The organism is Vibrio sp. vnigr-6D03 (assembly GCF_002835515.1).
Taxonomy (GTDB): Bacteria; Pseudomonadota; Gammaproteobacteria; order Enterobacterales; family Vibrionaceae; genus Vibrio; species Vibrio penaeicida.
This window is the reverse complement of the sequence record NZ_PIZL01000010.1, coordinates 17,346-42,805: the sequence shown is the minus strand read 5'-3', so window position 1 is coordinate 42,805 and position 25,460 is coordinate 17,346. Positions and strand designations below refer to the sequence as shown.

The window sequence follows — 25,460 nt, the reverse complement described above, 5'->3', positions numbered from 1 at the left end:
GCAAAGAATATCAGAGAGTTTCCCGAGTTCTTCAGTGTTGGGTGCATAGCCATTAGCCATGGCGAGAGCGGTTGTGAGTTGCAAAACAAAAGGTCCTAACCATAGAAAGTTAGGACCTTTATAACGCTTCTAGAGGATCGTTCAACCGATCATTTTGACCTTAACTGATCGGCATTAGTCCAAGACCCTATTCATTTTTTGGTAAGCTGTAAGGAGGAAAAGTGAATGGATACCCTAGATGCCTTCTCCCAGTTATCACCCAATACAGGGAAGTGTTCATACTGAAAATGGCTACCTTCGGCTAACGCCGCCCGATCCTATTTCGGGAATAGTACAAAGCTTTTGGCAGTTGAATGTACCCGAAGGGCGCTTTGTTTATCACAGCATTCCCGATAATTGTGTTGATTGGATAACGCGTGTCGATAAGCCCGAAGACAGCGTGTTTATCCCTCCGTTTTTGTCGGCAAATCCGTTTGAGGTACAAGGACCCGTGTCTTTCTTTGGGGTTCGCTTTCACGTGTTAGGTTATCAAGCGGTGGTGCGAAACCCATTAGAAAATTGGCTTGCGGAGCCTCAAGGCGTGTTGGCGTCGGAGTTTTTGTCGTCCAGTGAGCTGCCTTGGTTTCAACAAGCGGTATTTGATAGCCCAGATTTCTACACCCGATGTTCCACCATTGTTCAGTGGTTTATTCGACACGCCAATTCGACAAAAACCGATGCTCGCTTAGATGCCTTTTTAAAACACAGCCTGCTTCACTTGGATGATGGTTTGGATATGTCTGAGCGACACTGTCAAAAAATGGGGATCTCCTCGCGCCAATTAAGGCGGATTGTGCGACAACACTTAGGGGTATCGCCTCGGGAGTTCCATCAGGTTCTTAGATTCCAAAATGCACTGGCCCTTCTGAATCAATATCCCGATGACAAAGGTTGGGCAAATTACTACTACGATCAATCGCATTTTATCCGTGACTGTCAGCGGTTCATCGGTATGCCGTATCAACAATTTCAAAACATGTCCGTTTTGTACAATGCTGATGATGTGAAGTAAGTCAGACTGTTCTTGTTTATTTAAACAAGGAGAAAGTCATGATTGAAGTACAAGCGATGTTTCCAGTAATGGTGAGCGAAAATTTAGCGGCGCTCAAAGATTTCTACCAATCCACATTTGGTTTTACAGCGGTGTTTTATGACTCGGAATTCTACCTTCATTTGGTGTCTGAAAATGGTGTGCAACTTGGCTTTTTAGTGCCTGAACATGCAACGCAACCCGAATTCTTACACCCCGTTATGGCAAAAGAAGGGTACGTCATTTCATTGGAAGTCGCTGATGCACGATCGGCTTATGAATGGGCGACGAAAAATGAACTAACGGTCGCGATGCCGTTGAAGGAAGAAGTATGGGGACAAGTCCATTTTATGGTGGAGGACCCAGCAGGGTTCAAGATTGATATCGTTGAGCATGTGTCACAGTAGACATGCTCAGACCCTAGGGCTCAGGTTGAAAAGAAAATAACGAGGCTCTTTTCTTTTCAACCAGCTTTCTTTGAGAACCTATTTTCTTTGCATTTCTGCCCACCAGTTCTCGTCTGCCACGATTTGACCAACTTCATCCAAAGGTGGGTAAGGTAAGCCTTTGCGCTTGGCGACTTTTGCGAGAACGGGATGTCCGCGCTCAAACAGAATTCGATGAATGTACTCGGCAGGCAATGCCGAGTCATCTCGCTCGTACATACCAGCAATTTGGCGCTGTCTTTGCGCTTCGAATAAGATCAACGCGCTGGCAACGGAAACATTCAACGATTGCACCATTCCAACCATGGGAATGATGATGTCTTGATCGGCCATAGACAGAGCATGGGGCGTGATTCCGTGTTTTTCGCCACCTAAGATCACGGCCGTGGGTTTGGTGTAGTCGATGTCACGAAAATCGACTGCTGTGTCTGACAGGTTGGTGGCGAGTATTTGCATGCCTTGGTTTTTTAGCTCGCCTACGGCGTCATCTATCGATTCATGCGTATCCACTTCTACCCAATTTCTCGCACCCGCCGAAGTGTGGCTTAAGGTGCGCATTTTAGGATCGGGCCACACCGCGTGTATTTTATGGACGCCTGCCGCATCGGCACTGCGGATAATGGCAGAGACGTTGTTTGGCTTATGGACTTCTTCAAGACATAACGTCAGATCAGGCTGGCGTGCCTTAAGTACGGTGTGGATTCGATGGTAGCGTTCTAAATTCATATGTCGCTCTGAAAAAGGTCTCTTACCAGAAGATAAGAGACCTTTGAGTGTTAGTATTTAATGTTCAATTCCGTAACTATTGTGCAAACTCGTTTTTTAGAGAATCAGTGTTTGCGTCGGCGAACTTTTGTTGCCTGAGGCATAACGCGAATGCGCTTCATAATGCCGGCTAGATTCACACGGTCTTTCGCAGTTAACAGCACGGTAATGGTGTACAGGCGACCGTCTTTCTCTTCGGTCGAAATACCGTGGATGTTCGAACCCGTTTGCGAAATCACGTTGGTTAATGCAGCCAGCGCTCCTTGGTGATTTTGCATGTCGATCTGAAGTTCGGTAATGAACTCTTGATCGTAATCGTTCGACCATTCTACCGCCATGTACTTATCCGGTTCTTTTTGGTATCCGCGTACGTTTGGACACGTTTCACGGTGAACCACTAATCCTCGACCCGGAGAGACGTGGGCAATAATGTGATCATCTGGAATTGGGTGACAGCAATTAGCAAACGTCAGCAAAATACCTTCCGCACCGCGGATAGGAAGCTTCTTCTTATTGCTTTTCGAGTCACTCGTTTCTGTCAGTTCATCTACATCGCCTAACAAGCGACGTGCAATCACAATGCTCATCAATTCGCCAAGACCGATGGCAGCCAGTAAATCATCCAGCGATTCGACTTTTAGCTCAGCCAAAACATGATCGATGTTGTCTTGGTTGATGTCGGAAATTGAATGTTCACCCAATGCGTGATTCAGTAATCGACGACCTAAGGTAATCGACTCTTCACGACGCATGGTTTTCAGAACCTGACGGATCTTGGTACGAGCACGGGAGGTCACCACATAGTTGAGCCACGCGGCGTTCGGGCGTGCACCCGGCGCACTGATGATTTCAATGGTTTGACCATTTTTCAGAGCTTTACTCAACGGGTAAGGTTGGCGATCAACCCGCGCGCCGACACACATGTTGCCCACATCGGTATGCACGGCATACGCGAAATCGACAGCAGTCGCGCCCACAGGCATTTCAACAATTCGACCTTTTGGTGTGAACACGTAAATTTCATCTGGGAACAGATCGGATTTTACGTTTTCAATGAATTCGAAAGAGTTACCCGCACTTTGCTGCAGCTCTAACAGGCTTTGCATCCAGCGCTGCGCTTTCACTTGTGCGGTGGTGCCAGACTTATCGCCATTGCTCTTATAAGACCAATGTGCGGCGACACCTTTGTCCGCCATTTGATCCATGTCTTCGGTACGAATCTGCACTTCAACAGGCACGCCGTGAGGGCCTACCATCGAGGTATGCAAAGATTGGTATCCATTGGCTTTTGGAACAGCGATGTAGTCTTTCATTTTGCCAGGACGCGGCTTGTACAAGCTGTGAACCTGACCAAGAACGCGATAACACATGTCGGCAGAATCAACGACGACACGGAACGCGTAGATGTCCATAATAGTATGGAAACGCTGTTCTTTGGTGCGCATTTTGTTATAGATGGAGAACAGGTTTTTTTCGCGCCCAAATACGCGGGCGTTGAGCCCCATTTCTTCCAATCGACCGGAAATCTCATCGTGAATACGTTGAATGATTTCTTTTCGGTTACCGCGCGCGGCTTTCACCACTTCTTTTAAGACGCGATATCTATTGGGGTATAAAGCCTCAAAGCCTAACTCTTCGAGTTCAACTTTGATGTTGTGAATACCTAAACGGTGAGCAAGTGGTGCGTAAATTTCTAGCGTTTCACGAGCAATACGGCGCTTTTTATCGGGACGAAGTGCGCCCAGTGTACGCATGTTGTGCGTACGGTCTGCCAATTTGATCAGGATAACGCGAATATCCTGAACCATGGCAAGCACCATTTTGCGGAAGTTTTCGGCTTGTGCTTCTTTTCGATCGCGGAACTTAAGCTTATCCAGCTTAGATACCCCATCGACCAATTCAGCGACCGTAGCTCCAAACTGCTCTTCCAATTCTTCTTTGGTGACCTCGGTATCTTCGATAACGTCGTGCAGCAAAGCTGCCATCAAGGTTTCATTATCAAGGCGCATTTCTGCGAGGATACGAGCGACAGCGACAGGGTGGATAATGTACGGTTCGCCAGTGGAACGGGTTTGCCCTTCATGGGCGTCTCTTGCTACCACATAAGATCGACTCAGAGCCTCAAGTTGAGGCTCTGTCAGATATTCTTGGGCAACTTCTTTTAGGCTTTCAAAAAGATACAAATTACAGGCCCGAAATGCTTTAGAAAGTTACTGTGAACTAAACAGTTACTATGAACTATTTAGTTACTATTAACGGTTGTGAGCGATGCTGCTTACTGCCGCCAGTTCTGCTGCTTCTTGTTCTTGCTGCTCTTGACGCTCGCGAGCATCCAGTACTTCTTTAGTGATAAGACCTTCTTCGATCTCGCGAAGAGCGATAACCGATGGCTTATCGTTTTCTTCAGGCACTAGTGAATCTTTACCGCCAGTTTGCATTTGACGAGCGCGGCGTGCCGCAATCAGAACCAAGTCAAAACGGTTACCAATTTTTTCAACAGCGTCTTGTACAGTTACGCGTGCCATGAGGACTCCAATATTTAACTAAAAATTTAATATGACGAGAAATTATACAGTCTAAAGGCTCAATCGGCCAATAGCGCTGTTAACATGCTGCTGTATTTAGCGGCTTGTTTGTCTTCCTTCAGGCGTTCTGCACGAAGAATAGACTTGAAATCGAGCACTGCTGTGTCGAAATCATCGTTTACAATGACGTAATCATACTCATTGTAATGGGATATCTCAGATTGTGCTTCATTCATGCGCTTGGCAATCACAGCTTCGCTGTCTTGGCCACGTGCATTAAGGCGGCGTTCCAGTTCTTCTTTTGATGGCGGAAGAATGAAAATGCTCTTAGCCAGAGGCATCTGCTCGCGTATTTGACGAGCGCCTTGCCAATCAATGTCTAGGAACACATCAATGCCTTTATCTAGGTTCTCTTCAATCCAAGGGCGAGACGTACCGTAGTAGTTACCAAACACTTCTGCGTATTCAAGAAACGATTTTTGTTCAATCAATTCTTCAAATTTATCTTTGCTAACAAAGTGATAGTGTATACCGTCTTCTTCTCCAGGGCGCATTCCACGAGTGGTGTGGGATACTGATACTTTCATAGCGTAAGTTGGATTTTTTTCCAATAGCGCTGAAATCAGGCTTGATTTACCTGCACCGCTTGGTGCTGAAACGATGTATAAAGTACCTTTACCCATGAATAATCCGCTTACTTTTACCCTAGTTACCTGAATGCGAGTGTAACGCACTGCAGGGTGAGATGCCTAAAAAATGGGGCGAAAGGATAGCATTTTTTGTTCAATAACCTCAATGCTTCTGTTTCGCCCTGGTGGATTTGGTTGAACTAGTGGGTTTGGCTGAATATGTCTCGATACTGAGTCGTCTCGCCATTAAACAGCAATTCTTGGGTGAGCGCATTGAAGTCGCGACCTTGTTCAAACAGTGGCGCTACCCAAGACTCGTTACAGTCTGCTCGCTTCAGCCTTATGGTGTCATCTTTTATGTGGAAACACTGTTGCAAGCTGTTGTTGCTAGAATCGATAGTCACCATGCGCTTGCCGTCTACCCAAAAGAACAGACTTCCATCAGAGAAACTCGATTGCCCTGCGTAGTGTTCATTGAGCAGAGATTGCCCTGTAAACCAAGGCGCGTAGCCACCCAACCAATCTAGAATGGTGCTCCCGACATCGCGCTGAGATGTAGCGGTATTGTGGTGAATGGCGGGTACGCTGCCGTCGGTGGCGTAAATCAAAAACGGAATTGAATTTTTCGCCAGGTTAGGCTCTACAATCTTAGCGGTGTGATCCGACATCAGCACGATCAATGTTGGCTCTTTTACGGTGTCATGCAGTTCAGTAATGAAGGCTTCTAATGCTTTGTCGGCATAATTCATGGTACTACGACGCAGCTCAGGCATAGTAGACTTTCCGAACGTAAAGTCATCTTCGGATGGAAGTAACGAACCGTGCGTGGTGCCTGTGTTGATGGCAATAAAGAAGGGCTTGTCAGAATTGCTGTTCTGCATCTCGTTGATTCTGTCCATCGAGAAGCGATAGATACTGTCGTCTTGAAAACCCCACTCATTGTGCGGCGCTTCAAAGTCAAAATCTTCTTTACCGTAGGATTCTGTAAACCCAAGGGATTGAGCAAACGCTCCAACGATGCCTTTGCCACTGCCTTGAACAAAACGCGTGTCCCACCCTTGCTCACGTAGCATGTGGGGCAAACATTTGTACTGGCTATTTTGTAAGTGTGTGCCCGCTACAATGCCGCCGTTAGGATTAGGGTAGCTGCACATGCTGGCAAAAATACCTTGGACTGTACGGTATCCATCGGCATACATGGCATCCGATGTCAGCGATTTGGCTCGCAGTGCATCAAAGAATGGGGTGGAGTGGTGTTCTGGGTTCGGGCTATTCATATCCACAGATGCCCAGCTTTCCAACAATACAAAGACCACATTAGCTTTTTTGAAGTCGCTAATGTTGGTAGCGATTTCTTGATTGAGTGCGGCGTTAAATACTTCATGAACAGAAGGTTCAGGGCTGGCTGTAATGCGAGAAACGGCTTTGTTTTTCCCGTTTGCAAGATAGTAAGTCACGCTGTAAGGCGCGCTCCACGCTAGATACGCTTTGTCATTGTGACCAATTTTATAAGCACTCATCGGTGACTGAGGCGCATCGAACCAACCACCGCGAATAAAGGTGACGGTGAGTACTAGGTAAGCCAGCGTCGCCAGTGTGTATTTACCGAGGGTTAAGCGGCTTGTCGCCATGTTCGTCCAGCGACTTTTCCAGATAATGAAGACAGAGACGGCACTCAGGACGAGGCCTAAAATCACCAGCGGGTAGTACACGGTGAAAGCCGTTATCAGTACGGAATCAACTAAACCAGAAGCCGTAAAGAGTTCAAAGGTGACGTGCTTACGCGCATCTTCAGCGTAAATGGTGTCGGATGCTGTTGCACCAATGATCCATAAAACAGCCAAACTCGCCCAAAGACGAATCACCCATCGCATGTCGAATCGAAGAAAATTCAGAACCAGCAACACCAATGCCGCGGGTGCCGTCAATAATGCCGCTATGGTGGCATCGAATCTCAGCCCGTAAAGCAGGCTGGTTAAGCCATCCAGACTGAATAGGCTCAGAGGAATAGAGGTAGCAGCGAAAAGGAAAATTACCTTGCTTGAAAAAGCCGTCAGTAAGAAGGTGAAAAACAGTCTTAGTATGTTTCTTATCATTGTGAACTCGGGTAAAGCAGATATTGACGCAAGAAAAAGGCAAGCGATGCTTGCCTTAAAATAGACGATTATTCGATGTTTTGGATTTGCTCACGCATTTGCTCGATTAGAACTTTCAGTTCTACGCCAGATGCGGTGATGTCTGTGCTGATGGATTTGGATGCCAGCGTGTTCGACTCGCGGTTGAACTCTTGCATCATGAAGTCGAGCTTACGACCACATGCGCCACCCTTCTTAAGGATGTTGTTGGCTTCTTTTACGTGTGAGTCCAAGCGATCCAATTCTTCAGCGACATCGGATTTTTGAGCCAAAAGAATCAGCTCTTGTTCCACGCGTGAACCTTCTAGCTCGATCTTGGCCTCTTCAAACTTGGTGAGTAGGCGTTCGCGTTGCCATTCTAGAATTTCTGGCATGCGGGCACGCACCTTGACTACTTGCTCGGTGATGGAAGACAAACGCTGCTCAATCAGAGCTTTCATGTTTTCGCCTTCACGACCACGAGCGTCAATAAAGTCTTTTAGTCCTTCATCAAAGGCACCTAATAGGTCTTTGTTGATAGCATCCATGTCTTGCTCTGGGGTTTCCATTACGCCTGGCCAGTTCATGACTTGGAATGGGTTGATGCGGCTATCTTCACCCGTCATCGACATCACTTGATTGGCGGCATTGATCACTTGCTGCGCCAAATCTTGATTGATGGTGATTTCACCTTTTGCTGCTGGGTTCGCTTCAAAGCGCAGGTGACATTCTACTTTTCCGCGTGCCAGCTTCTTGCGAAAGCGCTCACGAAGGATAGGTTCAAGACCACGGAATTGCTCTGGCAAACGAAAGTAGGTTTCTAAATAGCGTTGATTGACGGAGCGAATCTCCCAAACTGCGCTGCCCCAGTCACCTTTGATTTCTTTTCGTGCATAAGCAGTCATGCTGTAGATCATTGAATTGTCCTTTGCTCGCGGAGATGAAAATTTCGAATGAGCGGTATAGTAGCATAATCACCGAGCGAGGTACGAGATCTCCGGTGGTTTGCCGCGATGTAGATAGTCGCCATGGCTAGGCAGCACGAGTGAATTCCTATATACTTTGCCTCCAACCAGATTCGCCTCCCCATGAAAGGTATTTATCCATGCGTCCAGACGATCGCACCGCGGAACAAGTTCGCCCAATTAAAATTACTCGTAACTATACTGCGTATGCAGAAGGCTCCGTGCTTGTCGAGTTTGGCAATACTAAGGTGTTGTGTAACGCCAGTGTGGAAGAAAATGTGCCGCGTTGGCTGAAAGGTCAAGGCAGAGGCTGGGTTACAGCGGAATACGGCATGTTGCCACGTGCAACCCACACTCGTAATCGCCGTGAAGCCGCAAGTGGTAAGCAAGGCGGTCGTACAATGGAAATCCAGCGACTGATTGCTCGCAGCTTACGTGCAGTCGTTGATTTAGAAGCCATGGGTGAAGTCATGGTGACTGTTGACTGTGATGTTATCCAAGCGGACGGCGGTACACGTACTGCATCGATTTCTGGTGCAAGCGTTGCGATGGCTGATGCGTTCCAGCATTTGGTAGAGCAAGGTAAGCTGAAAGCGAACCCAATGAAAGGGCACGTTGCTGCTGTTTCTGTTGGTATCGTTGAAGGAAAAGCGCTATGCGACCTTGAGTATGTTGAAGACTCAGCAGCAGAGACCGACATGAACGTTGTCATGACGGAAGACGGTCGTATGATTGAAGTGCAGGGCACCGCAGAAGGTGAACCGTTTAGCCACGAAGAATTATTGGAGTTGCTGGCGCTAGCGAAAACCGGCATCAATTCCATTGTAGAAACGCAGAAGAAAGCGTTAGAAAACTGATTAAATGAATAGCTCCTCACTGAGGGGCTATTTTTTTGTCTACTCTGTTTATGTTTCTCATCAATCGGAGAGTCATTGATGGAGTAGGCGACGAAACACACTAAGAAAATAGAGAGAAAATTAATGAAAGCATACCAGCGTGATTTTATTGAGTTTGCACTAGAGAAAGAAGTGCTTAAGTTTGGCGAATTTACTTTAAAATCTGGTCGTAAGAGCCCTTACTTCTTTAACGCTGGCTTGTTCAATACCGGTCGTGATTTGGCGAGACTAGGGCGTTTTTATGCGGCTGCTTTGGCTGACTCTGGTATTGATTACGATGTGTTGTTTGGCCCAGCGTATAAAGGCATTCCAATTGCAACAACGACAGCCGTTGCATTGGCCGATCACCACGATGTGGATACGCCATACTGCTTTAACCGTAAAGAAGCAAAAAACCATGGTGAAGGTGGCAACCTAGTCGGCAGTCCGCTAGAAGGACGCATTATGCTGGTGGATGATGTGATTACAGCCGGCACAGCGATTCGTGAGTCGATGGAAATCATTAAAGCGAATGGCGCGGACTTAGCGGGTGTTCTAGTGGCGATTGACCGCCAAGAGAAAGGCAAAGGTGAATTGTCTGCTATTCAGGAAGTGGAGCGCGACTTTGGTTGTGCCGTTATTTCGATTGTGAGCTTGACGGATCTTATTTCTTACCTCGAAGAGAAAGGTGGGAATTCAGAACACCTTGAAGCTGTAAAAGCGTACCGCGCAGAATTCGGTATTTAACTTAGCGATAGAGTTAAAGTACAAATGTTAAAAAAGACAGCCTAGGCTGTCTTTTTTTATTGATAGGTCTTGAGCCAACAGAGGTCAGTCGTTATAAAGTTGCCCACGTTCACTGCCATCGTGCATGGTTTTAAATCGACGGTGCATCCACATGTACTGATCCATGCCTCGGGTGATCACTTTCTCTATGGCTTTGTTCATGACGATCGCCGCACCTTCAGCATCTCTTCTTGGGAAATGAGCGCTGATATCGCTGTCTATTTCTAAACAATACTGATTACCACTTCGCAAGCTTGATGCTGTAATGACAGCACATTTACCCATATCGACTAAAAATCCGGTTCCAGAAGGGGTACACGCTTTTTCGTATTCAAAGAAAGGAACATAAACGGAGTTTTGGCTGCCGTAATCCTGATCCGGTAGATACCACAATCGTCCCCCTGACTTCAGAACGCGGACCATACCCCGAACGTCCTCTCTATCGACCATTTGATGCCCAAAACGAGTTCGTCCCCAGTTTTGAATAAAGTCGACCACTGGGTTTTCGTGAGGGCGATATACCCCATAACCTGGTGCAAATTGGCTAAAAGCGCGCGCGGTAATCTCAAGGTTTAGCATGTGAGTACAAACAACCAACACCCCTTTACCTTGTGCTTCTAGGTCTAGGATATGCTGATCGTTTTTAAAATTGATGATGCGTTTGAAGCGCCAGTTGGGCCAAAACCACGCAATGCCAGTTTCTATCAGTGCAAGACCGGAGTTCTTGTAGACTTCATCTGTGATGCGTTGCTTTTCGGGCTCTTCCATGTCTGGAAAGCAAATTTCCAAATTCTTGCGAATGATTTTGGCGCGTTTTTTAATGAGCGGTGCCACGGCTTTGCCCAAGCCTCTACCCATCTTCTTTAAGAGTGGGTAAGGGAAAAGCGTTACGATTAACGCTAACAAGCCAAATCCAAACCATACCAACCAGAAACGAGGATGAAGCAATCCTTTGTGAAATCTTGCCGTTTCAAACTTTTTCATGGATTACTGAATCTGCGCACTGAGCAGTGCCCAGTACTCCTCAAAATTATCGGTTGGCTGGTATTTGAAATCGGAGCGGACAAATCGATTTAAACTGCCTTCTACTTGACCAAGCAATTGGGTTGCCAAAATGCTTTCATCGACAGGGAAGGACTTGCCTTCTCGAAGCTTACGTTCACGCAGGATCTGGCGCAGTTGGGTTTCGATTCGTTCAAACAGTTGGTTGATTCGCTCACGTAAACGCTCGTTTTCAAACATCAACGCATGCCCAGACAGAATACGTGAAAGACCAGGGTTGCGTTCTGAAAACGCAAGAATGAGCTGCATAACCAGTCGAATACGCTGAAGTGTGTCTTTTTCTTCATCCAGAATGCGGTTGATGCGAGACATCAGGGCGTCTTCAATGAATTCGATTAAGCCCTCGAACATGCGAGCTTTACTAGGGAAATGGCGATATAGCGCGGCTTCGGAAACACCTACTTGTTTGGCAAGTTTGGCTGTCGTAATGCGAGAGGCTCCATCGGTGGACTCCAGCATTTCAGCCAGTGCCTGTAGGATTTCTTCACGACGATTTGATTTTCGATTGCCGGTCATTCAGTCCATTCCTTAATTTTGGCAGAAAATTTACAAGCCAGCATTTTAGCGCCAGCCAGCTAAAGAGGCTAGAGATACACTCGTGATTTTCAAGGAATAAAAGAATTTGTTGTTTGCAGCGCTCAGTAAGAGCGCTGTTTATCGAAGAGAAATTGTTATTTTTTCGGCGTCATCTGCGCAGCGATTTCTTCCATCAAGGCTTTGCCCAGCTCGACTTTACTGGCGGTAGGCAAGATTTTATCCCCTTCTTTCCAGAATAAATGCAGAGCATTGCTGTCGCTATTAAAGCCAAGCCCTTGAATGGACACATCGTTGGCACAAATCATGTCCAAATTCTTTTTGGCGAGTTTGCTTCGCGCATAGGTTTCGACATCTTGTGTTTCTGCCGCAAAGCCGACAGTAAAGGGACGATCCTCTTTAAGCTTGGCGACGGAGGCAATGATGTCTGGGTTTTTGACCATCCGAATCGTCATGGCATCGCTGTCGTCTGTTTTCTTAATTTTCTGATCGGCAATGGTTTCAGGTCGATAGTCAGCGACCGCAGCGCATCCAATGAAGACATTATGTTTTACAGCTTGCTCCAAGGCAGCTTGGTGCATTTCTGTAGCGCTGTCGACATCAATTCGATTCACACCAACAGGCGTGGGTAACGAGACGGGGCCGCTGATTAACGTGACGTTAGCGCCTAATTTCGCTGCTGCACTGGCAATGGCAAACCCCATTTTTCCCGAGCTGTGATTCGATATATAGCGAACCGGGTCGATGGCTTCGCGAGTGGGACCTGCGGTAATCACCACGGATTGACCCGATAGCACCGAAGGGGTGAAAAAATCTTCACATAGGTGAACCAACTGCATCGGCTCGAGCATTCGACCTTTTCCTACGTCCCCACAAGCTTGCTCACCGGAAGCAGGACCCCAAATTTCCATTCCTCGGCGGCTTAATGTCTGGATGTTTTCTTGTGTCGCTAGGTTGGCATACATTTGCTGATTCATAGCAGGAGAAACGGCGATGGGGGCATCCGTTGCCAGAACGAGTGTCGTTAATAAATCATTGCCCAACCCCGATGCCATACGCGCGATCAAATCAGCGGTTGCAGGTGCAAGCAGCACTAAATCTGCCCATTTGGCGAGTTCAATGTGCCCCATAGAGGCTTCAGCGGCGGGATCGAGTAAGCTGTCTGATACTGGTCGACCGGATACGGCTTGCATCGTCAGCGGGGTGATGAACTCTTTGGCTGCATTCGTCATAACGACTTGCACTTCAGCTCCTCGTTCGATGAGCCTGCGAGTGAGTTCGGCACATTTATACGCAGCAATTCCGCCGCTAATCCCTAAAAGTATTTTCTTTCCTGCTAGTGTCTGCATGCTGCGTTTCTCAAATTGGTTTTGTTCCATACCCAGTAACCATATCAAATATATATACTCAAACCACCTCAAAGGGCTAGGTTCAGCGGCTTCTTATCCATAGATTGGGGGCTTGATTTTCAGGCAAGGCACCAATTTGCAGATCTAGTGGCTCTAAATCAAGAATTGGTAACGCAGCATGAAAACCAAGCAAACTCGCCCTTGGGAGCTCATCTACTGTCCCATTTCATCGTCAAAGAACTTGGGAAGGACTCGTCATTCCACTGCGTTCTTTTCCTTGAACTGAAACAGAAGATAGAGCTCTGAATCCTGCACCTTGAGATGGTTTGAGTATATTTTTAATAAGACCTTAAACCTCCTCATTAAATTTCTGAGTAAATTTTGCCCATTTTTCTGGCTTTTGGTGTGCTACAAGAGGCGTTTGTCATTCAAAGTGAATCTCTTAAATTTCATGATCTTATATTTTGATTTCAATCAATGAATCGGTGAATAATTTTAAGGCGTTTTTCTTCTGTTTTTTTACTCTGGCTTATCAACCTATTGATAAGAATGACAAATAAGAGATTGCTAATTTATTCATCTAGTTTGTCGATAAATGTCATCGATTTTTTGCGTTGTCCTTTTTTTAACCACTTATTTTTAATGTCTTACACATGGTGTGGTTATACATGGTCAGTTGTGCTGTCGGCTTGTTCTTTACCACCTGTGTTGTGTCGGAATACACGGTGACGTTTCGTTCACCGAAAACATAATAAGGTAGACAACAATGAAAATAATGACGTTTGCTACACTGGCGGCTTTCTCTTTTGGAGTGCAAGCCCAACCTCTCTCTCAGGAACCTATTGAAGTGATTGTTCCTGCTGAGGGGCTTAACACCTCTTTGGTCAAACTTGGGAAAAAGCTCTGGTTTGATCCTCGTTTATCTAAGTCCAATACCATTTCGTGTAACTCTTGCCATAACCTAGCAACCGGTGGGGTGGATAACCTCCCGAGTTCGATTGGTCATGGTTGGCAAATTGGCCCCATCAATTCACCGACGGTATTGAATGCGGAGTTGAACTTCGTTCAATTTTGGAATGGGCGGGCGGAAGACTTAAAAGCTCAAGCCGCAGGGCCTATTGAAAACCCAAAAGAGATGGCGTTCACTCATACCTTAGCGATTGATACGATAAAATCGATTCCTGGTTATCAAGCATTGTTTAAAGAAGCGTTTGGTAAAAGCAGCTTTGGTATCGATGAAATTACGGTTGCTATAGCGGAGTTTGAGAAAACACTGCGCACACCTAATTCGCCTTTCGACTTGTGGCTAACAGGTCAATCGGATGCGATATCGGATGTACAAAAAGAAGGGTATGTACTGTTCAAACAAAAAGGTTGTACAGCTTGCCATAGTGGTCCTTTATTAGGTGGTCAGAACTATCAGAAAATGGGGCTGGTTAAACCGTTTGCGACGGATAACCCCGACGAAGGCAGAAAAGCGATAACTGGTAAGGAGTTCGATAAGTTTGTCTTCAAAGTACCGACGTTGAGAAACATCGAACTTACCTATCCTTACTTCCACGATGGTTCGGTTTGGGATTTGAAACAAGCCGTAAAAACCATGGCGGATATACAGTTGGGTCAGGCACTAAGTGACGATGAAGCCGAAAAAATCACAGAGTTCTTGAAATCTCTGACTGGCGAGCAGCCACGTATTACGCTGCCTCTACTGCCGCCTTCGAGTTTTGACACACCTCGACCAGATGTTGGTTAGCGGTATCGATAGATAAACAACGAATTTTGCTAAAGACTGTGTTTATCTCATCGCAGAGTTTATTTATAGAGAGGGCGTCGCGCTCTCTCTATTCTCATCTTTTGAGTTCCTCCTAACATGAGTGTGGAATTTACTGATTCCTCAATTTCATAAAGATCATCGCTCGCTCGAAATTTACTGTTTGGTAATTGATATAAAACGACATTCTCTATCCAATGAGCCTCATTGTTCTTTTGCAGGTCGTTTCGATGAGCATCAAAAATCTTCCGTCTGAATCTCAGCCTAGAGAAAAGCTACTTAATCAAGGTCCTAGTGCGCTAACCGATGCTGAATTGCTGGCTATTTTTCTGAGAACCGGAATCAAAGGCACCAATGTGATTGAGTTGTCCTCTCAGCTATTAGATGAGTTCGGCTCGCTGCGAGCCCTCTTTTCAGCCAGCCAAGAAGACTTCTGCCAGAAGAAAGGGCTAGGGTCAGCCAAATTTGTGCAGTTAAAAGCGGTTATTGAGATGACTCAGCGTTATCTTGGGGAAACTCTAAAACGTGGTGATGCGCTGACGAGCCCTGAACACACAAAACTTTATCTTTCTAGTATTTTGCGCGATAGGCACAGAGAAGCCTTCTATATACTGTTTCTAGATAACCAACATCGCGTAATTCAAGATGAAGTGTTATTTGAAGGGACTATCGATGCCGCCAGCGTTTACCCAAGAGAAGTGGTTAAAAGAGCACTGCACCATAACGCGGCTGCGCTCATTTTAGCGCATAACCATCCTTCTGGTGTTGCAGAGCCAAGCCAGGCGGACAGGAGAATCACTCGGCGGTTAACAGATGCAACCGCACTGGTGGATATTCGGATCTTGGATCACTTTGTGATTGGGGATGGAGAGGTGGTTTCGTTTGCGGAAAGAGGGTGGATATGAATATTGAGCACCGTTTTCTCGCCGAAACTGCGCTTAAAATAATAGAGAATCGCGATAAGGTATACTGAGTCGGCTTTTAGCGTGTTTTGAGCTCACATTTTAGTTGTCTGCTAGTCAAAATCTGCTATCATCCCCGCACTGAAATTTATGAACCTCAATCAGCTCTGCCTAAAAAAGATCACGAAAACCTGTAAAAAGGATCTGTTCGGGTCTTGAGCAATGCATATCAAGTTAGTATAATGCGCGACCTTTGATAGCCTTGTATGGGTATTCCATAACGGTATTTGGCCTCCAGTCTTCTTATATGATAGATAGAGAGGTTCGGCCACCAAGGTTGATATCGAGCTGAAACGATTTGGAGAAGACATTCATGTCCCGAGTATGCCAAGTAACTGGTAAGCGTCCTGTAACGGGTAACAACCGTTCACACGCACGAAATGCTACCAAGCGTCGTTTTCTGCCGAACCTACAAACTCATCGTTTCTGGGTAGAAAGCGAAAAGCGCTTTGTTAAACTACGTCTAACTGCTAAGGGTATGCGTATTATTGATAAGAAAGGCATCGATGCTGTTCTTGTTGATATCCGTGCTCGTGGCGAGAACGTATAAGAGGAATTGAACAATGGCTAAAGGCATTCGTGAGAAAATCCGTCTAGTATCTTCTGCTGGAACTGGTCACTTCTACACAACTGACAAAAACAAACGTAACATGCCAGGCAAATTTGAGATCAAAAAGTTTGATCCAGTTGTACGCAAGCACGTTATGTACAAAGAAGCGAAAATCAAGTAATTGATTTCCAAATTCTTTGCTAGTGTTTAAAAACCCAGTCAATCGACTGGGTTTTTTATTACCTATATAACTCACTTCCAAGCGCAAGTTAACTAGGCATCACAAATTGTGTTGTGATTAAAACGCATTTAAGCACCAACTATAGAAAAGGGAACAGATAACTCTTTTCTACCGATACTGCTACCCATTCTTTTTGCCAATTTTGAAGCAACCAAAAGCTTGGGGTTTGATAAAATGTGATTCTTTCCGGTTCTTCGACACCGACATACCAAACCTCTAACGTTCTGGCGGGGGGGAGATTTCCTTTCAATTTATCGTACGTATCTAAATCCACCTGAGTACCGGTTAACTCTGTCCACCGGAGCGCAGCTTGTAAAGGGGCGATAGCCAGTTGGCGTGTCGAATTCCATTCATTATCGACATTTTCAAGTGACCATTGAGCAAAATGCAAGGCACTTGGCTTTTCATTCGGGCTAATAACATAAGGAAGCGTGTTGGTTTCACCAAGCCCAAAGTGCTTTCTTAATACACTTGGTGCATTGATAACAGCAATAAATGCCAAGATCGATAAGATCAGAATGTTATTCCAGCCACGACGGGAAAGCTTCATTGAATGCCTCAAATAGACGTATTTTGAGTATAATCATAACCTCGTTCCCGATATACCGACAGCCTAATCAAGGAATTAAGATGCCAGAGTTACCAGAAGTTGAAGTGAGTCGCCTAGGGATTACACCTCATTTGAAAGGGCAAAAAGTCAAAGCCATTCACGTGAGACAGCCCAAACTGCGTTGGATGGTGCCAGAAAGTATTCAAACATTGGTAGGCAAAGAAATTCTGGATATTACGCGTAGAGCAAAATACCTGATGATAGAAACAAAGGCGGGTAGCGCCGTTGTGCATTTGGGAATGTCGGGAAGTTTACGCGTTTTGGATGCCTTCATTGAACCGGGAAAGCACGATCACGTTGATCTGGTTTTAACTAATGGCAAAGTTCTTCGCTATAACGATCCTCGACGCTTTGGATCGTGGTTACATGCGGAATATGGAGAGCAACCTGATGTGCTCAATCATTTGGGACCGGAGCCTTTAACGGACGCTTTCGATATTGATTATTTTACACAGCAAGCCAAACGTAAGAAAACCGTTGTTAAACAGTTCATTATGGATAACAAAGTCGTGGTGGGTGTGGGTAATATTTACGCCAATGAATCGCTATTTATGTCTCGTATCCATCCACAGTTACCAGCCAATCAACTCAATGATAGCGAGCTTGAATTATTGCACAGCAACATCAAGCGAGTACTGGATACGGCGATTAAACAAGGTGGGACGACGCTTAAGGATTTCAATCAAGCTGATGGCAAGCCTGGTTATTTTGCCCAAGAGCTTCAAGTGTACGGGCGTTCGGGGGAAAAATGCACGGTTTGTGAGAGCGTGATCGAAGATGTCAAAATTGGGCAGCGAAATACCTTCTACTGCCCAGAGTGTCAGCCTTTAGAGCGCTCTTGATACTTCTTCTCCAAAGCTGAGGCGACGATAGTTGGAACAAATTGCGCAACACTACCACCGTGAATGGCGACTTCGCGTACAATGGTGGATGAAATAAACGCGTGCTCTTCGGCAGGGGTAAGGAACACACTTTCTAACCCTGGCAGCAGCCTTCGGTACATGTTTGTTAAGCCAAATTCGTACTCAAAGTCGCCTGTGGTCCGCAGCCCACGAATCAGAACATTGGCTTGTTCTGTGCGAGCAAAATCCACCATCAGCCCTGAAAAACCTTTTGTTGTAACGTTATCTAAATGCTTCGTGACAACTTGTGCAAACTTGACTCGTTCTTCCAAGGTGAACATGGTGTTCTTACTTGGACTGGCGGCGACGGCGACAATCACTTCATCAAACATATCGGCTGCACGTTCAATCAAATCTAAATGGCCGTTGGTTAATGGGTCGAAGGTGCCCGGGTAAATCACTCGGGAGATACGTTTTGCTGACACATTTTACTCGCTTGCTTTTATTCATTAATCTGCTGTCATCATAGCAAAAAACACTCAAACTTCGCTATGTAACTGGGTATCATGTGTGGCGAACCACAGTGCGGAAAATAAGATGAAAAAAATACTGGTTATTCGAAACGATAAGATAGGCGATTTTATGTTGGCATGGCCGAGTTTCGCTATGCTAAAACAATCAATGCCTGACTTAGAAATTACCGCACTTGTCCCAGGTTATACCAAAGCATTGGCAGAGCTTTGCCCTTGGATTGATTCTATTATCGTCGATTGTGGTTCAAAAGCGCCGAAACGAGAAAAAACGGAGCTGGTGAAACGAATAAAATCGGAGCAATTTGACGCTTCAATCAATTTATTCTCTACCTCTTACAACGCGTCACTGGTATGGAAAGCCAAAATTCCTTATCGGCTTGCACCCGCAACGAAAATTGCCCAGATTTTTTACAACAAACGAATCAAACAGAAACGTTCACAATCGGCTAAACCCGAGTATGAGTACAATCTTGATCTTGTTCGCTCATTTTTATCGGATATCGGAGGCAAGATTGTTGAGCCTAACGCACCTTATTTGACGATAACGCCAGATGTTTTAGCTGCGCAAAAGGACAAACTGACTAGGCAGTTAGATATCTCCCAAGACAAATCTTGGGTGTTTGTACATGCAGGCAGCGGTGGTTCGGCAAATAATCTTTCATTGGAACAGTATTCAGCGTTTATCCAAAATTTGCAGGTTGATAGAGAATACGTTCTCACGGCTGGCCCGGGTGAAGAAAATAAAGCCATGGAATTACATGCGTTGTTATCCGATCTTGGTGTGAAGTCAGTGGTATACAGCAAAAATGATGGGCTGGTCGATTTTACCTATTCCATTGCTTGCGCGGATATATTTATAGCGGGCTCGACGGGGCCCCTTCATATAGCAGCAACGTTGGATGTACCCACGGTCGGGTTCTTTCCTAGCAAGCGCTCAGCAACGCCACTTCGCTGGCGACCCATTAATTCAGAAGGGAAGCACATTGCTTTTTGCCCACCTGAAGCCAGCAGTAAAGATCAGCAAGAAGATATGTCTCGTATTGATGTGACGGAATGCGCCGAGCAAGTGAAGACGTGGTGGGCAGATATAGAATAAACTGCCCTTTAGTATAGGGTTTAGTCACCCATTATTTATAATGAGGATCGTTATCTCTCGCCCACAAATCTGCGTATTTGATAAAGGTAGAATGCGCGGATAACAAAGCAATCAAGAACCCTTGTTTCCCATCTAAAAAACCTCGCTTTAGTACGTACATTTTCATAAAACAGGCGAGCGCATGAACCACACCTTGAGATAGCGACGCTTTTTTTCCTTTAGCTTGCCTTTGATCCGCCCAAGCTTTGCCGTAACCAGCTGACTTAACGAGATAATGGTTTAGGTTTTTGTAGGAGTAGTGAAGAATATCGCCATCGAGTTCTGCCACTTTACATCCGTCGGGAATAACGACTGATTCATGAACGAGGTTGTCGTTGTACGTTGTTAGCTTGTTGGGGTAAAGGCGGACATGTCGATAGTACCAGCCGGAATGTTTTAGGAATCGACCAAAGACCCAAGTTAACTCATTAAGATTAAAAACGGTGTTATCGGGGGCATTTTCTAACATATCAAGAATATTACTTTTTAATGTTTCATCAATACGCTCGTCTGCATCAACGGCGAGAATCCAATCGCATTCCGTATAGCTCTGGGCGAGTTGCTTCTGCTTGCCAAAACCCGGCCAATCCGCATTGATAAGGAATTTGTCGGTGTATTGCACCGCGATAGCTTCGGTTTTGTCTGTGCTACCTGAATCAACGATCACGATTTCATCAACCCATGTCAGGCTTTCTAAGCAGTCTTTGAGGCTGTCTTCTTCATTTTTGGTAATGATGACCGCAGCAATAGTCGCGCGGTTAGGTTGGGAAAGCTGTGTCATAATTTCTGTTCTCTGCAAACACGGTTAAACATTGCGATGACATCTGCCGACGGGATGTTAGCCATCGCTTTTGCGTCTTTGACACGAGAGCGCCAAGGTAATTGAGATGGATTCTTTCCCGTCTGCTTTTCTATCTCTTGTGCCCATACACTGACAACATAATCCTGATACAAATAAGGACCTGTCCGAGCTGGGTTGTGGTGGGCATACAACCCGATCACTGGGGTATTCATTGCATTTGCCATATGGGTCGGACCCGTATCAGGTGCAACCACCAAATCACATTGATCAAGTAGAGCTAGCATCTCCAGCAAGCTGCTTTTACCCACTAAGTCGGTGACTGGTTTCTTTAACGATTGAAGAATTGACTGGGTTAGCTTTTGTTCCACAGACGATGGGCTACCAGCAAGAATAACGTTCCAGCCCAATTTCTTCGCATGATTGATGAGATCGACATAGCCTTGAATAGTCCAGTTTTTATAGGCTTTACTTGCACCCGGAACGATCACTAGATTACGTTTGTCTGCAAGTAAATGGCTTTGTGCCCAAACACCAGCCGATTCTGTATAAGAAAGATCCCATTTAGGAGAGCTATCCGGTATACCCAATACTTCATTAAAGGCTATCAACCCATCTAAAACGTGAGGTTTCTCGGGTGATGGTACTTTGGTATTGGTAAACCAATGTTGTCCATCTTGACTGCGGATTTTGTCAAAGCCCAACTTGTGTTTAGCTTTGATGCCTAAGGTGATGATACTCGCTCTGATGGCGTACTGCATGTGCAATAAAGCATCAAACCTTCTTCCCTTGAGTTGCTTCCATACCGATACATAGCCACGCCACCCTTGCTTTTTGTCGAAAACAATGACCTCTATGTTGTCAATAGATTCAAGCAATTGCGCTTCGAGCTTTCCTGTTATCCACGTTACTTGCGTTTCTGGCCAATACTTTTGAATAGCTTGAACCGCAGCAATTGTGTTACAGACGTCGCCAATGGCAGATAAACGCAAGACACAGATCGAGGTAGGCGGGCTTGTAAAAAGCGTCATAGTGAAAGAAAGTTCTTTGATAAGTTGCTAAGGATTATGCAGTTAAGCTTTAAGAATGTAAAATCGACCCACGGTTTTCTCACCTTCTATAAATCATGATTAAGACCCACAGCAGCAAGAATCAAAAAATATGGTATGACAGCAGTGTTATTCATCATGATTTAGATCGCTTGTTCGACATCGACTATTGGCAAAATCAAAACAAAGTAATTGGGCAAGCCAGTGGCAGAGGGACAACATGGTTTGTTGATTTGGGAGGAACACACGCTGCATTGAGACACTATCGACGTGGTGGGCTATTTGGCAAACTCGTTAAAGATCAGTATGTGTTTACGGGGTTTGACAAAACCCGCAGCGCATTAGAGTTCTCATTGCTTGGCTTAATGGGTAAAAATGGACTTAATGTTCCTAAACCGATCGCAGCCAACGCTCAAAAATCAGGGCTGACTTACCGAGCTGACATCATCACCGAGAAGATAAAAAACGCCAGAGACTTGGTGGACATTTTAAAATCCGAACCATTAGAAGCACGGCACTATCAGCAAATTGGCCGAGAGATCCGTAAAATGCATGATCTTGGCATTAACCACACGGATTTAAATATCCATAATATTTTGATGGATGAGCAAGAAAAATTTTGGATCATCGATTTTGATAAATGCTTCCAGCAAAGCGGTGAGAACTGGAAGCAAGGGAATTTGGAACGACTTAAAAGGTCATTTGAGAAAGAAGCTCAACGCAGCTTAGGTGAAGATATCATCGAGAGCATGGAGCCGATTATTGTAGGGTATCGAGAGCATGACAAATAAAAAAGAATTAAAAGTATCTGTATTGGTACCCGCTTACAATGCCGCAGACACTATCGAGCAATGCATAGCGTCAATTGCAGAAATTTCCTCTATAGACCTCGATTTGATTGTTACTGACGATGGCTCTAAAGATGCTACCGCGAGTCAGCTGCTGAAGCTTCAACAACGTTATAATTTTCGTTTGGTGACTCAAGAAAATTCAGGGCAAGCCGCTTCCCGAAACAGAATGATGACCATGGCTGAGGGAGACTACATTTTATTTTGTGATGCGGATGACTATGTTGACGCAAAGAAAATAGAAGAGATGGTGAAGTACGCACATACACATCATTTGGATCTGTGTATGGGGACTAACTTTGAAGTAGACCCAAGAACCAAACAAGTGTACGTGGTCGAAAAAGAGAAGCGTTTAAAGGCGATCAGTGGACTTCCAGTGAGTTCGGGTCTTGAGTATTTACCTAAAGCGCGAGAGTATAAAGTTTACTCTGCGACGACCCCTTCCCATTTGTGGAGCCGACAATTTATTGAACAATATCACTTAGCGTATTTGGAGGGCGTGAGGTATGAAGATGTTGACTTTACCTTTAAATCCTTACTTCATGCCGATCGGGTTTCGTTCTTGGATTCCCAGCATTATTTCTACGTTCAACACGAAAACTCATCCATGCGAGCAGAAGGTGGCACACTTCGACCTGCGGATATTCGTAGTCATGCTGCTGTCGTCAGTAATTTAATGGAAGAAATCTCGTCGCTGAAATCCAGTAATTCATCCACCCTGTCCGCATTTTTCAAGCTGGTTTTTATGGACTACATGCAAACGGTACTTCGATCTACAGATTATGCCTTGGGCGACGATCGTAATGTTCAAAAGTTTCAATCGCTGGTAAAGGAAAGCGGTTTGACATTAGGTGAGAGGGTACGTATCTGGCGTAAGTTTGGTTTGAAGGTTTACGCGGCGTTAACTTAGAAGATTTCGATGTAGGGTTTCAATCGGGCTAACGTTATTTTAGCCCGATTTTTGCTTGGTACTCTTTGTTGGATTTTCGGTCTAGCATTGTGTGATAAAGGGCTTCTTCTTCCGGTATAAAGCGGTCACGTTTCTCGTGATACAAGTGGAATACAGTTGTTGCGTGCTTGACGGATTTCAATTCAAACCCAGCTGCACGAAAGCGCCACTCAATATCGGTATCGTCCCCTAGTGCGGTTTCTCCATAGGACTCGTCAAATCCATTGATGAAATACATGTCTTCTCTGAAACAGCTGAAATGGCAGCCGAGAAGGCTTGTAGAACGCTTTGATTTTGCAAAAAAGGTTTGGAAAATCCAACCATCCGGTTTGAAACAAAGCCCCGTTTCTGCGTGCCCTTCCTTGCCATCCAAGGCCACCTGAGGGTAGTAGCGAAGGTAGCGGTTAGCGAGTTCGGCTGTATCTAAGTTGCCTTGTCTAATTCGAGTGCTAAAACCAGGACCCAAGTTGGTTCTTCGACCAGAAAGTATCGTGCCTCTTGTTGCCATTTTTGCGTGGCATTCAAAGAAATCAGGGGCTGGAATGCAATCACCATCAGTGAAGATTAAGTAATCCCCAGTGGATGCTCTAATGGCGTTGTTGATTGAGCGCATTTTTCGGATACCCGAATCTTCCTGCGAGCAATGCACAATATCAATGTGAGAAAATTTGGATACGAGCTCCGGAATGTCTTGGCTTATTGCATCCTCGGCAATCACGATTTCAAAACTATCGTACGTTTGTTTTGCCGCTTGCTCCAAAATAAGGTTGAGTGCTTGGTAATCTTTGTATACTGCGACAATCAAGCTGATTTTCATGCTTCTTTTTCTCGCATCATTTCAGAAAGCAACAATGATACTGCAAATGCCGTAGCGTACGTAGCGTAATCTTGTGCGATGGTATAAAACTGATAAATCACAAACAGTCCGACAAAATAGGCTATGACATATCGGCAAGCGAAAATATCTTGGTTGGTACCTTTCATTGCTTTTGAAATCACAAATGCCCATGCGCCAAAAAAGAGTGTTGCATACAAAACTCCCGATTTAACAAAAACATCGAGGATTGAGTTGTGGAAATCAGAGCCGCCGAATACGCCGCCATCGGTTAGTAGGTGTTCTCTCTCTTCTGGCTGTAAAGCATCCACATAGCTCAAGTATTTTTCCTTGGCACTGTACATACCAGATCCCGCTATGAGTGTTATTGGGGAGTCTGAAACTTGATGTCCCATATACTCTAAGCCACCACGCCACATGGTTAAGCGAGCTAGACCACTAAGTTCAAGGTGAACAATGGATTTTGCGCGCTCAACATAGCGCTCCACTTTATCGGGGAAACTGATAGACGCAATGACTGCAACCAAGATAGCAAGAATAATTCCCGGTTTTATCAATGCCTTATGGAAACGGATTATGACGTAAAGCAGCATCGCTCCTCCGCCCAGCCAAGCCCCTCTGCTTCCGGATACGAGTAAACTCAATATGGCGATAATTATACAGCCCCATAGCAGTGACTTGATGGCGGTTCCTGTTTCTTTTTTATTCAGATAGATCAAAGACAAGCCGATGCTAAGCAGCATACTGTTGGCGTGTCGCGAATGCCCTAAAAAACCAGTAGAGCGTGCGTAAACGTCAAAATTGGCAAGATAGGCATCGTACAAACTTTCGATTCCCGCAATTGTTGCTGCCAGGATAAATGCAATGCAGGCAAGATTTTTAAGTTGCTCATGCTTAAGAATCAAAATGAAGACAGGAATCAGCAACCAAAAGCTGTTCTTTTGCATGTAATAGGCAAAATCGAGCTCCGATGCGTGGAGTGCGTAGCTTGCTATCCCACCTATCGAATACGTCGCTATACAGAATAAGAAGGCAAACTTTTCGAGCTTTGTTAGTGTCTTAACATTGAATATCGCGTAACCGAAACCTCCCAGAGCAAGGAGTGCAGAGAAGATATTCATGCCAGCCTTCGAAGTTGGTAGTGAAAGCATCAATAGTGTCAAAACTACTGCTGTTAGGTAATAGTACGCTTTATTTAAATAGATTTTCTGCATGTG

Annotated in this window: 27 protein-coding genes; 12 read left to right on the top strand and 15 right to left on the bottom strand. The window is 45.3% G+C overall.

From position 1 onward, the window contains the following. Positions 1-238: 238 nt before the first annotated feature. Positions 239-1,051 (top strand): helix-turn-helix domain-containing protein, encoded by an 813-nt coding sequence (locus tag CW749_RS07845; RefSeq protein WP_101111473.1) that lies wholly within the window; start codon positions 239-241, stop codon positions 1,049-1,051. Positions 1,052-1,089: 38 nt separating this feature from the next. Further along, positions 1,090-1,476, top strand: a complete 387-nt coding sequence (locus tag CW749_RS07840; RefSeq protein WP_101111472.1) for a VOC family protein — start codon at positions 1,090-1,092, stop codon at positions 1,474-1,476. Between the two features lie 78 nt (positions 1,477-1,554). Here the strand turns inward: CW749_RS07840 and trmH are convergent, their stop codons facing one another. From trmH to CW749_RS07810, 6 genes are all read right to left on the bottom strand, one after another. Continuing rightward, positions 1,555-2,241 (bottom strand): tRNA (guanosine(18)-2'-O)-methyltransferase TrmH, encoded by a 687-nt coding sequence (gene trmH, locus CW749_RS07835; protein ID WP_101111471.1) that lies wholly within the window; start codon positions 2,239-2,241, stop codon positions 1,555-1,557. A 104-nt stretch (positions 2,242-2,345) separates the two neighbouring features. Continuing rightward, complete coding sequence (gene spoT, locus CW749_RS07830; protein WP_101111470.1) at positions 2,346-4,463, bottom strand: bifunctional GTP diphosphokinase/guanosine-3',5'-bis pyrophosphate 3'-pyrophosphohydrolase; 2,118 nt, start codon at positions 4,461-4,463, stop codon at positions 2,346-2,348. A 69-nt stretch (positions 4,464-4,532) separates the two neighbouring features. Further along, a complete protein-coding gene (rpoZ, locus tag CW749_RS07825; RefSeq protein ID WP_101111469.1) occupies positions 4,533-4,805 on the bottom strand; it encodes a DNA-directed RNA polymerase subunit omega in 273 nt (90 codons plus the stop codon). Between the two features lie 59 nt (positions 4,806-4,864). After that, positions 4,865-5,488, bottom strand: a complete 624-nt coding sequence (gene gmk, locus CW749_RS07820) for a guanylate kinase (RefSeq protein ID WP_101111468.1) — start codon at positions 5,486-5,488, stop codon at positions 4,865-4,867. A gap of 146 nt (positions 5,489-5,634) precedes the next feature. Then, entirely contained in the window at positions 5,635-7,530 is a 1,896-nt protein-coding gene (locus CW749_RS07815) for an LTA synthase family protein (protein WP_180958350.1), read from the bottom strand. Between the two features lie 68 nt (positions 7,531-7,598). After that, positions 7,599-8,465 (bottom strand): YicC/YloC family endoribonuclease, encoded by an 867-nt coding sequence (locus tag CW749_RS07810; protein WP_101111467.1) that lies wholly within the window; start codon positions 8,463-8,465, stop codon positions 7,599-7,601. Between the two features lie 188 nt (positions 8,466-8,653). Between CW749_RS07810 and rph the strand changes: the two genes are divergently transcribed. Further along, positions 8,654-9,370: a ribonuclease PH gene (rph, locus tag CW749_RS07805; RefSeq protein WP_101111466.1), complete on the top strand. Its 717-nt coding sequence runs from the start codon at positions 8,654-8,656 to the stop codon at positions 9,368-9,370. Positions 9,371-9,493: 123 nt separating this feature from the next. Next, positions 9,494-10,135: an orotate phosphoribosyltransferase gene (pyrE, locus tag CW749_RS07800; protein ID WP_101111465.1), complete on the top strand. Its 642-nt coding sequence runs from the start codon at positions 9,494-9,496 to the stop codon at positions 10,133-10,135. Positions 10,136-10,219: 84 nt separating this feature from the next. Here the strand turns inward: pyrE and lpxL are convergent, their stop codons facing one another. From lpxL to coaBC, 3 genes are all read right to left on the bottom strand, one after another. Continuing rightward, positions 10,220-11,158, bottom strand: coding sequence for an LpxL/LpxP family Kdo(2)-lipid IV(A) lauroyl/palmitoleoyl acyltransferase (lpxL, locus tag CW749_RS07795; protein ID WP_101111464.1), 939 nt, complete (start codon positions 11,156-11,158; stop codon positions 10,220-10,222). Positions 11,159-11,161: 3 nt separating this feature from the next. After that, the gene (gene slmA, locus CW749_RS07790) at positions 11,162-11,752 is read right to left on the bottom strand and encodes a nucleoid occlusion factor SlmA (protein WP_101111463.1); all 591 of its coding nucleotides are present in this window, start codon (positions 11,750-11,752) and stop codon (positions 11,162-11,164) included. Positions 11,753-11,907: 155 nt separating this feature from the next. Beyond that, positions 11,908-13,119, bottom strand: a complete 1,212-nt coding sequence (gene coaBC, locus CW749_RS07785; RefSeq protein WP_101111476.1) for a bifunctional phosphopantothenoylcysteine decarboxylase/phosphopantothenate--cysteine ligase CoaBC — start codon at positions 13,117-13,119, stop codon at positions 11,908-11,910. Positions 13,120-13,885: 766 nt separating this feature from the next. On the opposite strand from coaBC, the gene CW749_RS07780 reads away from it, so the two are divergent. From CW749_RS07780 to rpmG, 4 genes are all read left to right on the top strand, one after another. Continuing rightward, positions 13,886-14,872, top strand: coding sequence for a cytochrome-c peroxidase (locus tag CW749_RS07780; RefSeq protein WP_101111462.1), 987 nt, complete (start codon positions 13,886-13,888; stop codon positions 14,870-14,872). 248 nt (positions 14,873-15,120) lie between these two features. Beyond that, on the top strand, positions 15,121-15,795 hold the full coding sequence (gene radC / locus CW749_RS07775) for a DNA repair protein RadC (protein WP_101111461.1): 675 nt from the start codon (positions 15,121-15,123) through the stop codon (positions 15,793-15,795). A 370-nt stretch (positions 15,796-16,165) separates the two neighbouring features. Continuing rightward, on the top strand, positions 16,166-16,402 hold the full coding sequence (rpmB, locus tag CW749_RS07770) for a 50S ribosomal protein L28 (RefSeq protein WP_004728407.1): 237 nt from the start codon (positions 16,166-16,168) through the stop codon (positions 16,400-16,402). A 13-nt stretch (positions 16,403-16,415) separates the two neighbouring features. After that, the gene (gene rpmG, locus CW749_RS07765; protein WP_004405486.1) at positions 16,416-16,583 is read left to right on the top strand and encodes a 50S ribosomal protein L33; all 168 of its coding nucleotides are present in this window, start codon (positions 16,416-16,418) and stop codon (positions 16,581-16,583) included. 139 nt (positions 16,584-16,722) lie between these two features. Here rpmG and CW749_RS07760 read toward each other — a convergent pair whose 3' ends face one another. Beyond that, positions 16,723-17,193 carry a hypothetical protein gene (locus tag CW749_RS07760; RefSeq protein WP_101111460.1) on the bottom strand — a complete coding sequence of 157 codons (471 nt, stop codon included), beginning with the start codon at positions 17,191-17,193 and terminating at the stop codon, positions 16,723-16,725. An 80-nt stretch (positions 17,194-17,273) separates the two neighbouring features. On the opposite strand from CW749_RS07760, the gene mutM reads away from it, so the two are divergent. Then, on the top strand, positions 17,274-18,095 hold the full coding sequence (gene mutM, locus CW749_RS07755) for a bifunctional DNA-formamidopyrimidine glycosylase/DNA-(apurinic or apyrimidinic site) lyase (RefSeq protein WP_101111459.1): 822 nt from the start codon (positions 17,274-17,276) through the stop codon (positions 18,093-18,095). Here mutM and coaD read toward each other — a convergent pair. Beyond that, positions 18,074-18,580, bottom strand: coding sequence for a pantetheine-phosphate adenylyltransferase (coaD, locus tag CW749_RS07750; RefSeq protein ID WP_101111458.1), 507 nt, complete (start codon positions 18,578-18,580; stop codon positions 18,074-18,076). The two genes, mutM and coaD, sit on opposite strands and share 22 nt — an antisense overlap. Before the next feature lie 112 nt (positions 18,581-18,692). Between coaD and CW749_RS07745 the strand changes: the two genes are divergently transcribed. Continuing rightward, positions 18,693-19,724 carry a glycosyltransferase family 9 protein gene (locus CW749_RS07745; protein WP_101111457.1) on the top strand — a complete coding sequence of 344 codons (1,032 nt, stop codon included), beginning with the start codon at positions 18,693-18,695 and terminating at the stop codon, positions 19,722-19,724. A 31-nt stretch (positions 19,725-19,755) separates the two neighbouring features. Here the strand turns inward: CW749_RS07745 and CW749_RS07740 are convergent, their stop codons facing one another. After that, entirely contained in the window at positions 19,756-20,544 is a 789-nt protein-coding gene (locus CW749_RS07740; protein ID WP_101111456.1) for a glycosyltransferase family 2 protein, read from the bottom strand. Continuing rightward, positions 20,541-21,593, bottom strand: coding sequence for a glycosyltransferase family 9 protein (locus tag CW749_RS07735; protein ID WP_101111455.1), 1,053 nt, complete (start codon positions 21,591-21,593; stop codon positions 20,541-20,543). Before CW749_RS07735 ends, CW749_RS07740 begins: the two co-directional genes overlap by 4 nt. A 95-nt stretch (positions 21,594-21,688) precedes the next feature. Between CW749_RS07735 and CW749_RS07730 the strand changes: the two genes are divergently transcribed. After that, on the top strand, positions 21,689-22,402 hold the full coding sequence (locus CW749_RS07730) for a 3-deoxy-D-manno-octulosonic acid kinase (protein ID WP_101111454.1): 714 nt from the start codon (positions 21,689-21,691) through the stop codon (positions 22,400-22,402). After that, positions 22,392-23,369, top strand: coding sequence for a glycosyltransferase (locus CW749_RS07725; RefSeq protein ID WP_101111453.1), 978 nt, complete (start codon positions 22,392-22,394; stop codon positions 23,367-23,369). Before CW749_RS07730 ends, CW749_RS07725 begins: the two co-directional genes overlap by 11 nt. A 34-nt stretch (positions 23,370-23,403) precedes the next feature. Here the strand turns inward: CW749_RS07725 and CW749_RS07720 are convergent, their stop codons facing one another. After that, positions 23,404-24,225: a glycosyltransferase gene (locus tag CW749_RS07720; protein WP_101111452.1), complete on the bottom strand. Its 822-nt coding sequence runs from the start codon at positions 24,223-24,225 to the stop codon at positions 23,404-23,406. Beyond that, positions 24,222-25,457 (bottom strand): O-antigen ligase family protein, encoded by a 1,236-nt coding sequence (locus CW749_RS07715; protein ID WP_101111451.1) that lies wholly within the window; start codon positions 25,455-25,457, stop codon positions 24,222-24,224. Before CW749_RS07715 ends, CW749_RS07720 begins: the two co-directional genes overlap by 4 nt. Between the last annotated feature and the right edge of the window lie 3 nt (positions 25,458-25,460).

What these genes read in the sequence shown, in the direction of transcription:
- pyrE (WP_101111465.1), top strand. Translation starts at nt 9,494, where the DNA reads ATGAAAGCATACCAGCGTGATTTTATTGAGTTTGCACTAGAGAAAGAA.
- CW749_RS07725 (WP_101111453.1), top strand. Translation starts at nt 22,392, where the DNA reads ATGACAAATAAAAAAGAATTAAAAGTATCTGTATTGGTACCCGCTTAC.
- rpmG (WP_004405486.1), top strand. Translation starts at nt 16,416, where the DNA reads ATGGCTAAAGGCATTCGTGAGAAAATCCGTCTAGTATCTTCTGCTGGA.
- mutM (WP_101111459.1), top strand. Translation starts at nt 17,274, where the DNA reads ATGCCAGAGTTACCAGAAGTTGAAGTGAGTCGCCTAGGGATTACACCT.
- radC (WP_101111461.1), top strand. Translation starts at nt 15,121, where the DNA reads ATGAGCATCAAAAATCTTCCGTCTGAATCTCAGCCTAGAGAAAAGCTA.
- slmA (WP_101111463.1), bottom strand. Translation starts at nt 11,752, where the DNA reads ATGACCGGCAATCGAAAATCAAATCGTCGTGAAGAAATCCTACAGGCA.
- rph (WP_101111466.1), top strand. Translation starts at nt 8,654, where the DNA reads ATGCGTCCAGACGATCGCACCGCGGAACAAGTTCGCCCAATTAAAATT.
- CW749_RS07845 (WP_101111473.1), top strand. Translation starts at nt 239, where the DNA reads ATGCCTTCTCCCAGTTATCACCCAATACAGGGAAGTGTTCATACTGAA.
- CW749_RS07720 (WP_101111452.1), bottom strand. Translation starts at nt 24,225, where the DNA reads ATGAAAATCAGCTTGATTGTCGCAGTATACAAAGATTACCAAGCACTC.
- CW749_RS07740 (WP_101111456.1), bottom strand. Translation starts at nt 20,544, where the DNA reads ATGACACAGCTTTCCCAACCTAACCGCGCGACTATTGCTGCGGTCATC.
- CW749_RS07780 (WP_101111462.1), top strand. Translation starts at nt 13,886, where the DNA reads ATGAAAATAATGACGTTTGCTACACTGGCGGCTTTCTCTTTTGGAGTG.
- CW749_RS07745 (WP_101111457.1), top strand. Translation starts at nt 18,693, where the DNA reads ATGAAAAAAATACTGGTTATTCGAAACGATAAGATAGGCGATTTTATG.
- CW749_RS07810 (WP_101111467.1), bottom strand. Translation starts at nt 8,465, where the DNA reads ATGATCTACAGCATGACTGCTTATGCACGAAAAGAAATCAAAGGTGAC.
- CW749_RS07730 (WP_101111454.1), top strand. Translation starts at nt 21,689, where the DNA reads ATGATTAAGACCCACAGCAGCAAGAATCAAAAAATATGGTATGACAGC.
- trmH (WP_101111471.1), bottom strand. Translation starts at nt 2,241, where the DNA reads ATGAATTTAGAACGCTACCATCGAATCCACACCGTACTTAAGGCACGC.
- CW749_RS07840 (WP_101111472.1), top strand. Translation starts at nt 1,090, where the DNA reads ATGATTGAAGTACAAGCGATGTTTCCAGTAATGGTGAGCGAAAATTTA.
- coaBC (WP_101111476.1), bottom strand. Translation starts at nt 13,119, where the DNA reads ATGCAGACACTAGCAGGAAAGAAAATACTTTTAGGGATTAGCGGCGGA.
- gmk (WP_101111468.1), bottom strand. Translation starts at nt 5,488, where the DNA reads ATGGGTAAAGGTACTTTATACATCGTTTCAGCACCAAGCGGTGCAGGT.
- rpoZ (WP_101111469.1), bottom strand. Translation starts at nt 4,805, where the DNA reads ATGGCACGCGTAACTGTACAAGACGCTGTTGAAAAAATTGGTAACCGT.
- CW749_RS07760 (WP_101111460.1), bottom strand. Translation starts at nt 17,193, where the DNA reads ATGAAGCTTTCCCGTCGTGGCTGGAATAACATTCTGATCTTATCGATC.
- lpxL (WP_101111464.1), bottom strand. Translation starts at nt 11,158, where the DNA reads ATGAAAAAGTTTGAAACGGCAAGATTTCACAAAGGATTGCTTCATCCT.
- CW749_RS07735 (WP_101111455.1), bottom strand. Translation starts at nt 21,593, where the DNA reads ATGACGCTTTTTACAAGCCCGCCTACCTCGATCTGTGTCTTGCGTTTA.
- rpmB (WP_004728407.1), top strand. Translation starts at nt 16,166, where the DNA reads ATGTCCCGAGTATGCCAAGTAACTGGTAAGCGTCCTGTAACGGGTAAC.
- CW749_RS07715 (WP_101111451.1), bottom strand. Translation starts at nt 25,457, where the DNA reads ATGCAGAAAATCTATTTAAATAAAGCGTACTATTACCTAACAGCAGTA.
- CW749_RS07815 (WP_180958350.1), bottom strand. Translation starts at nt 7,530, where the DNA reads ATGATAAGAAACATACTAAGACTGTTTTTCACCTTCTTACTGACGGCT.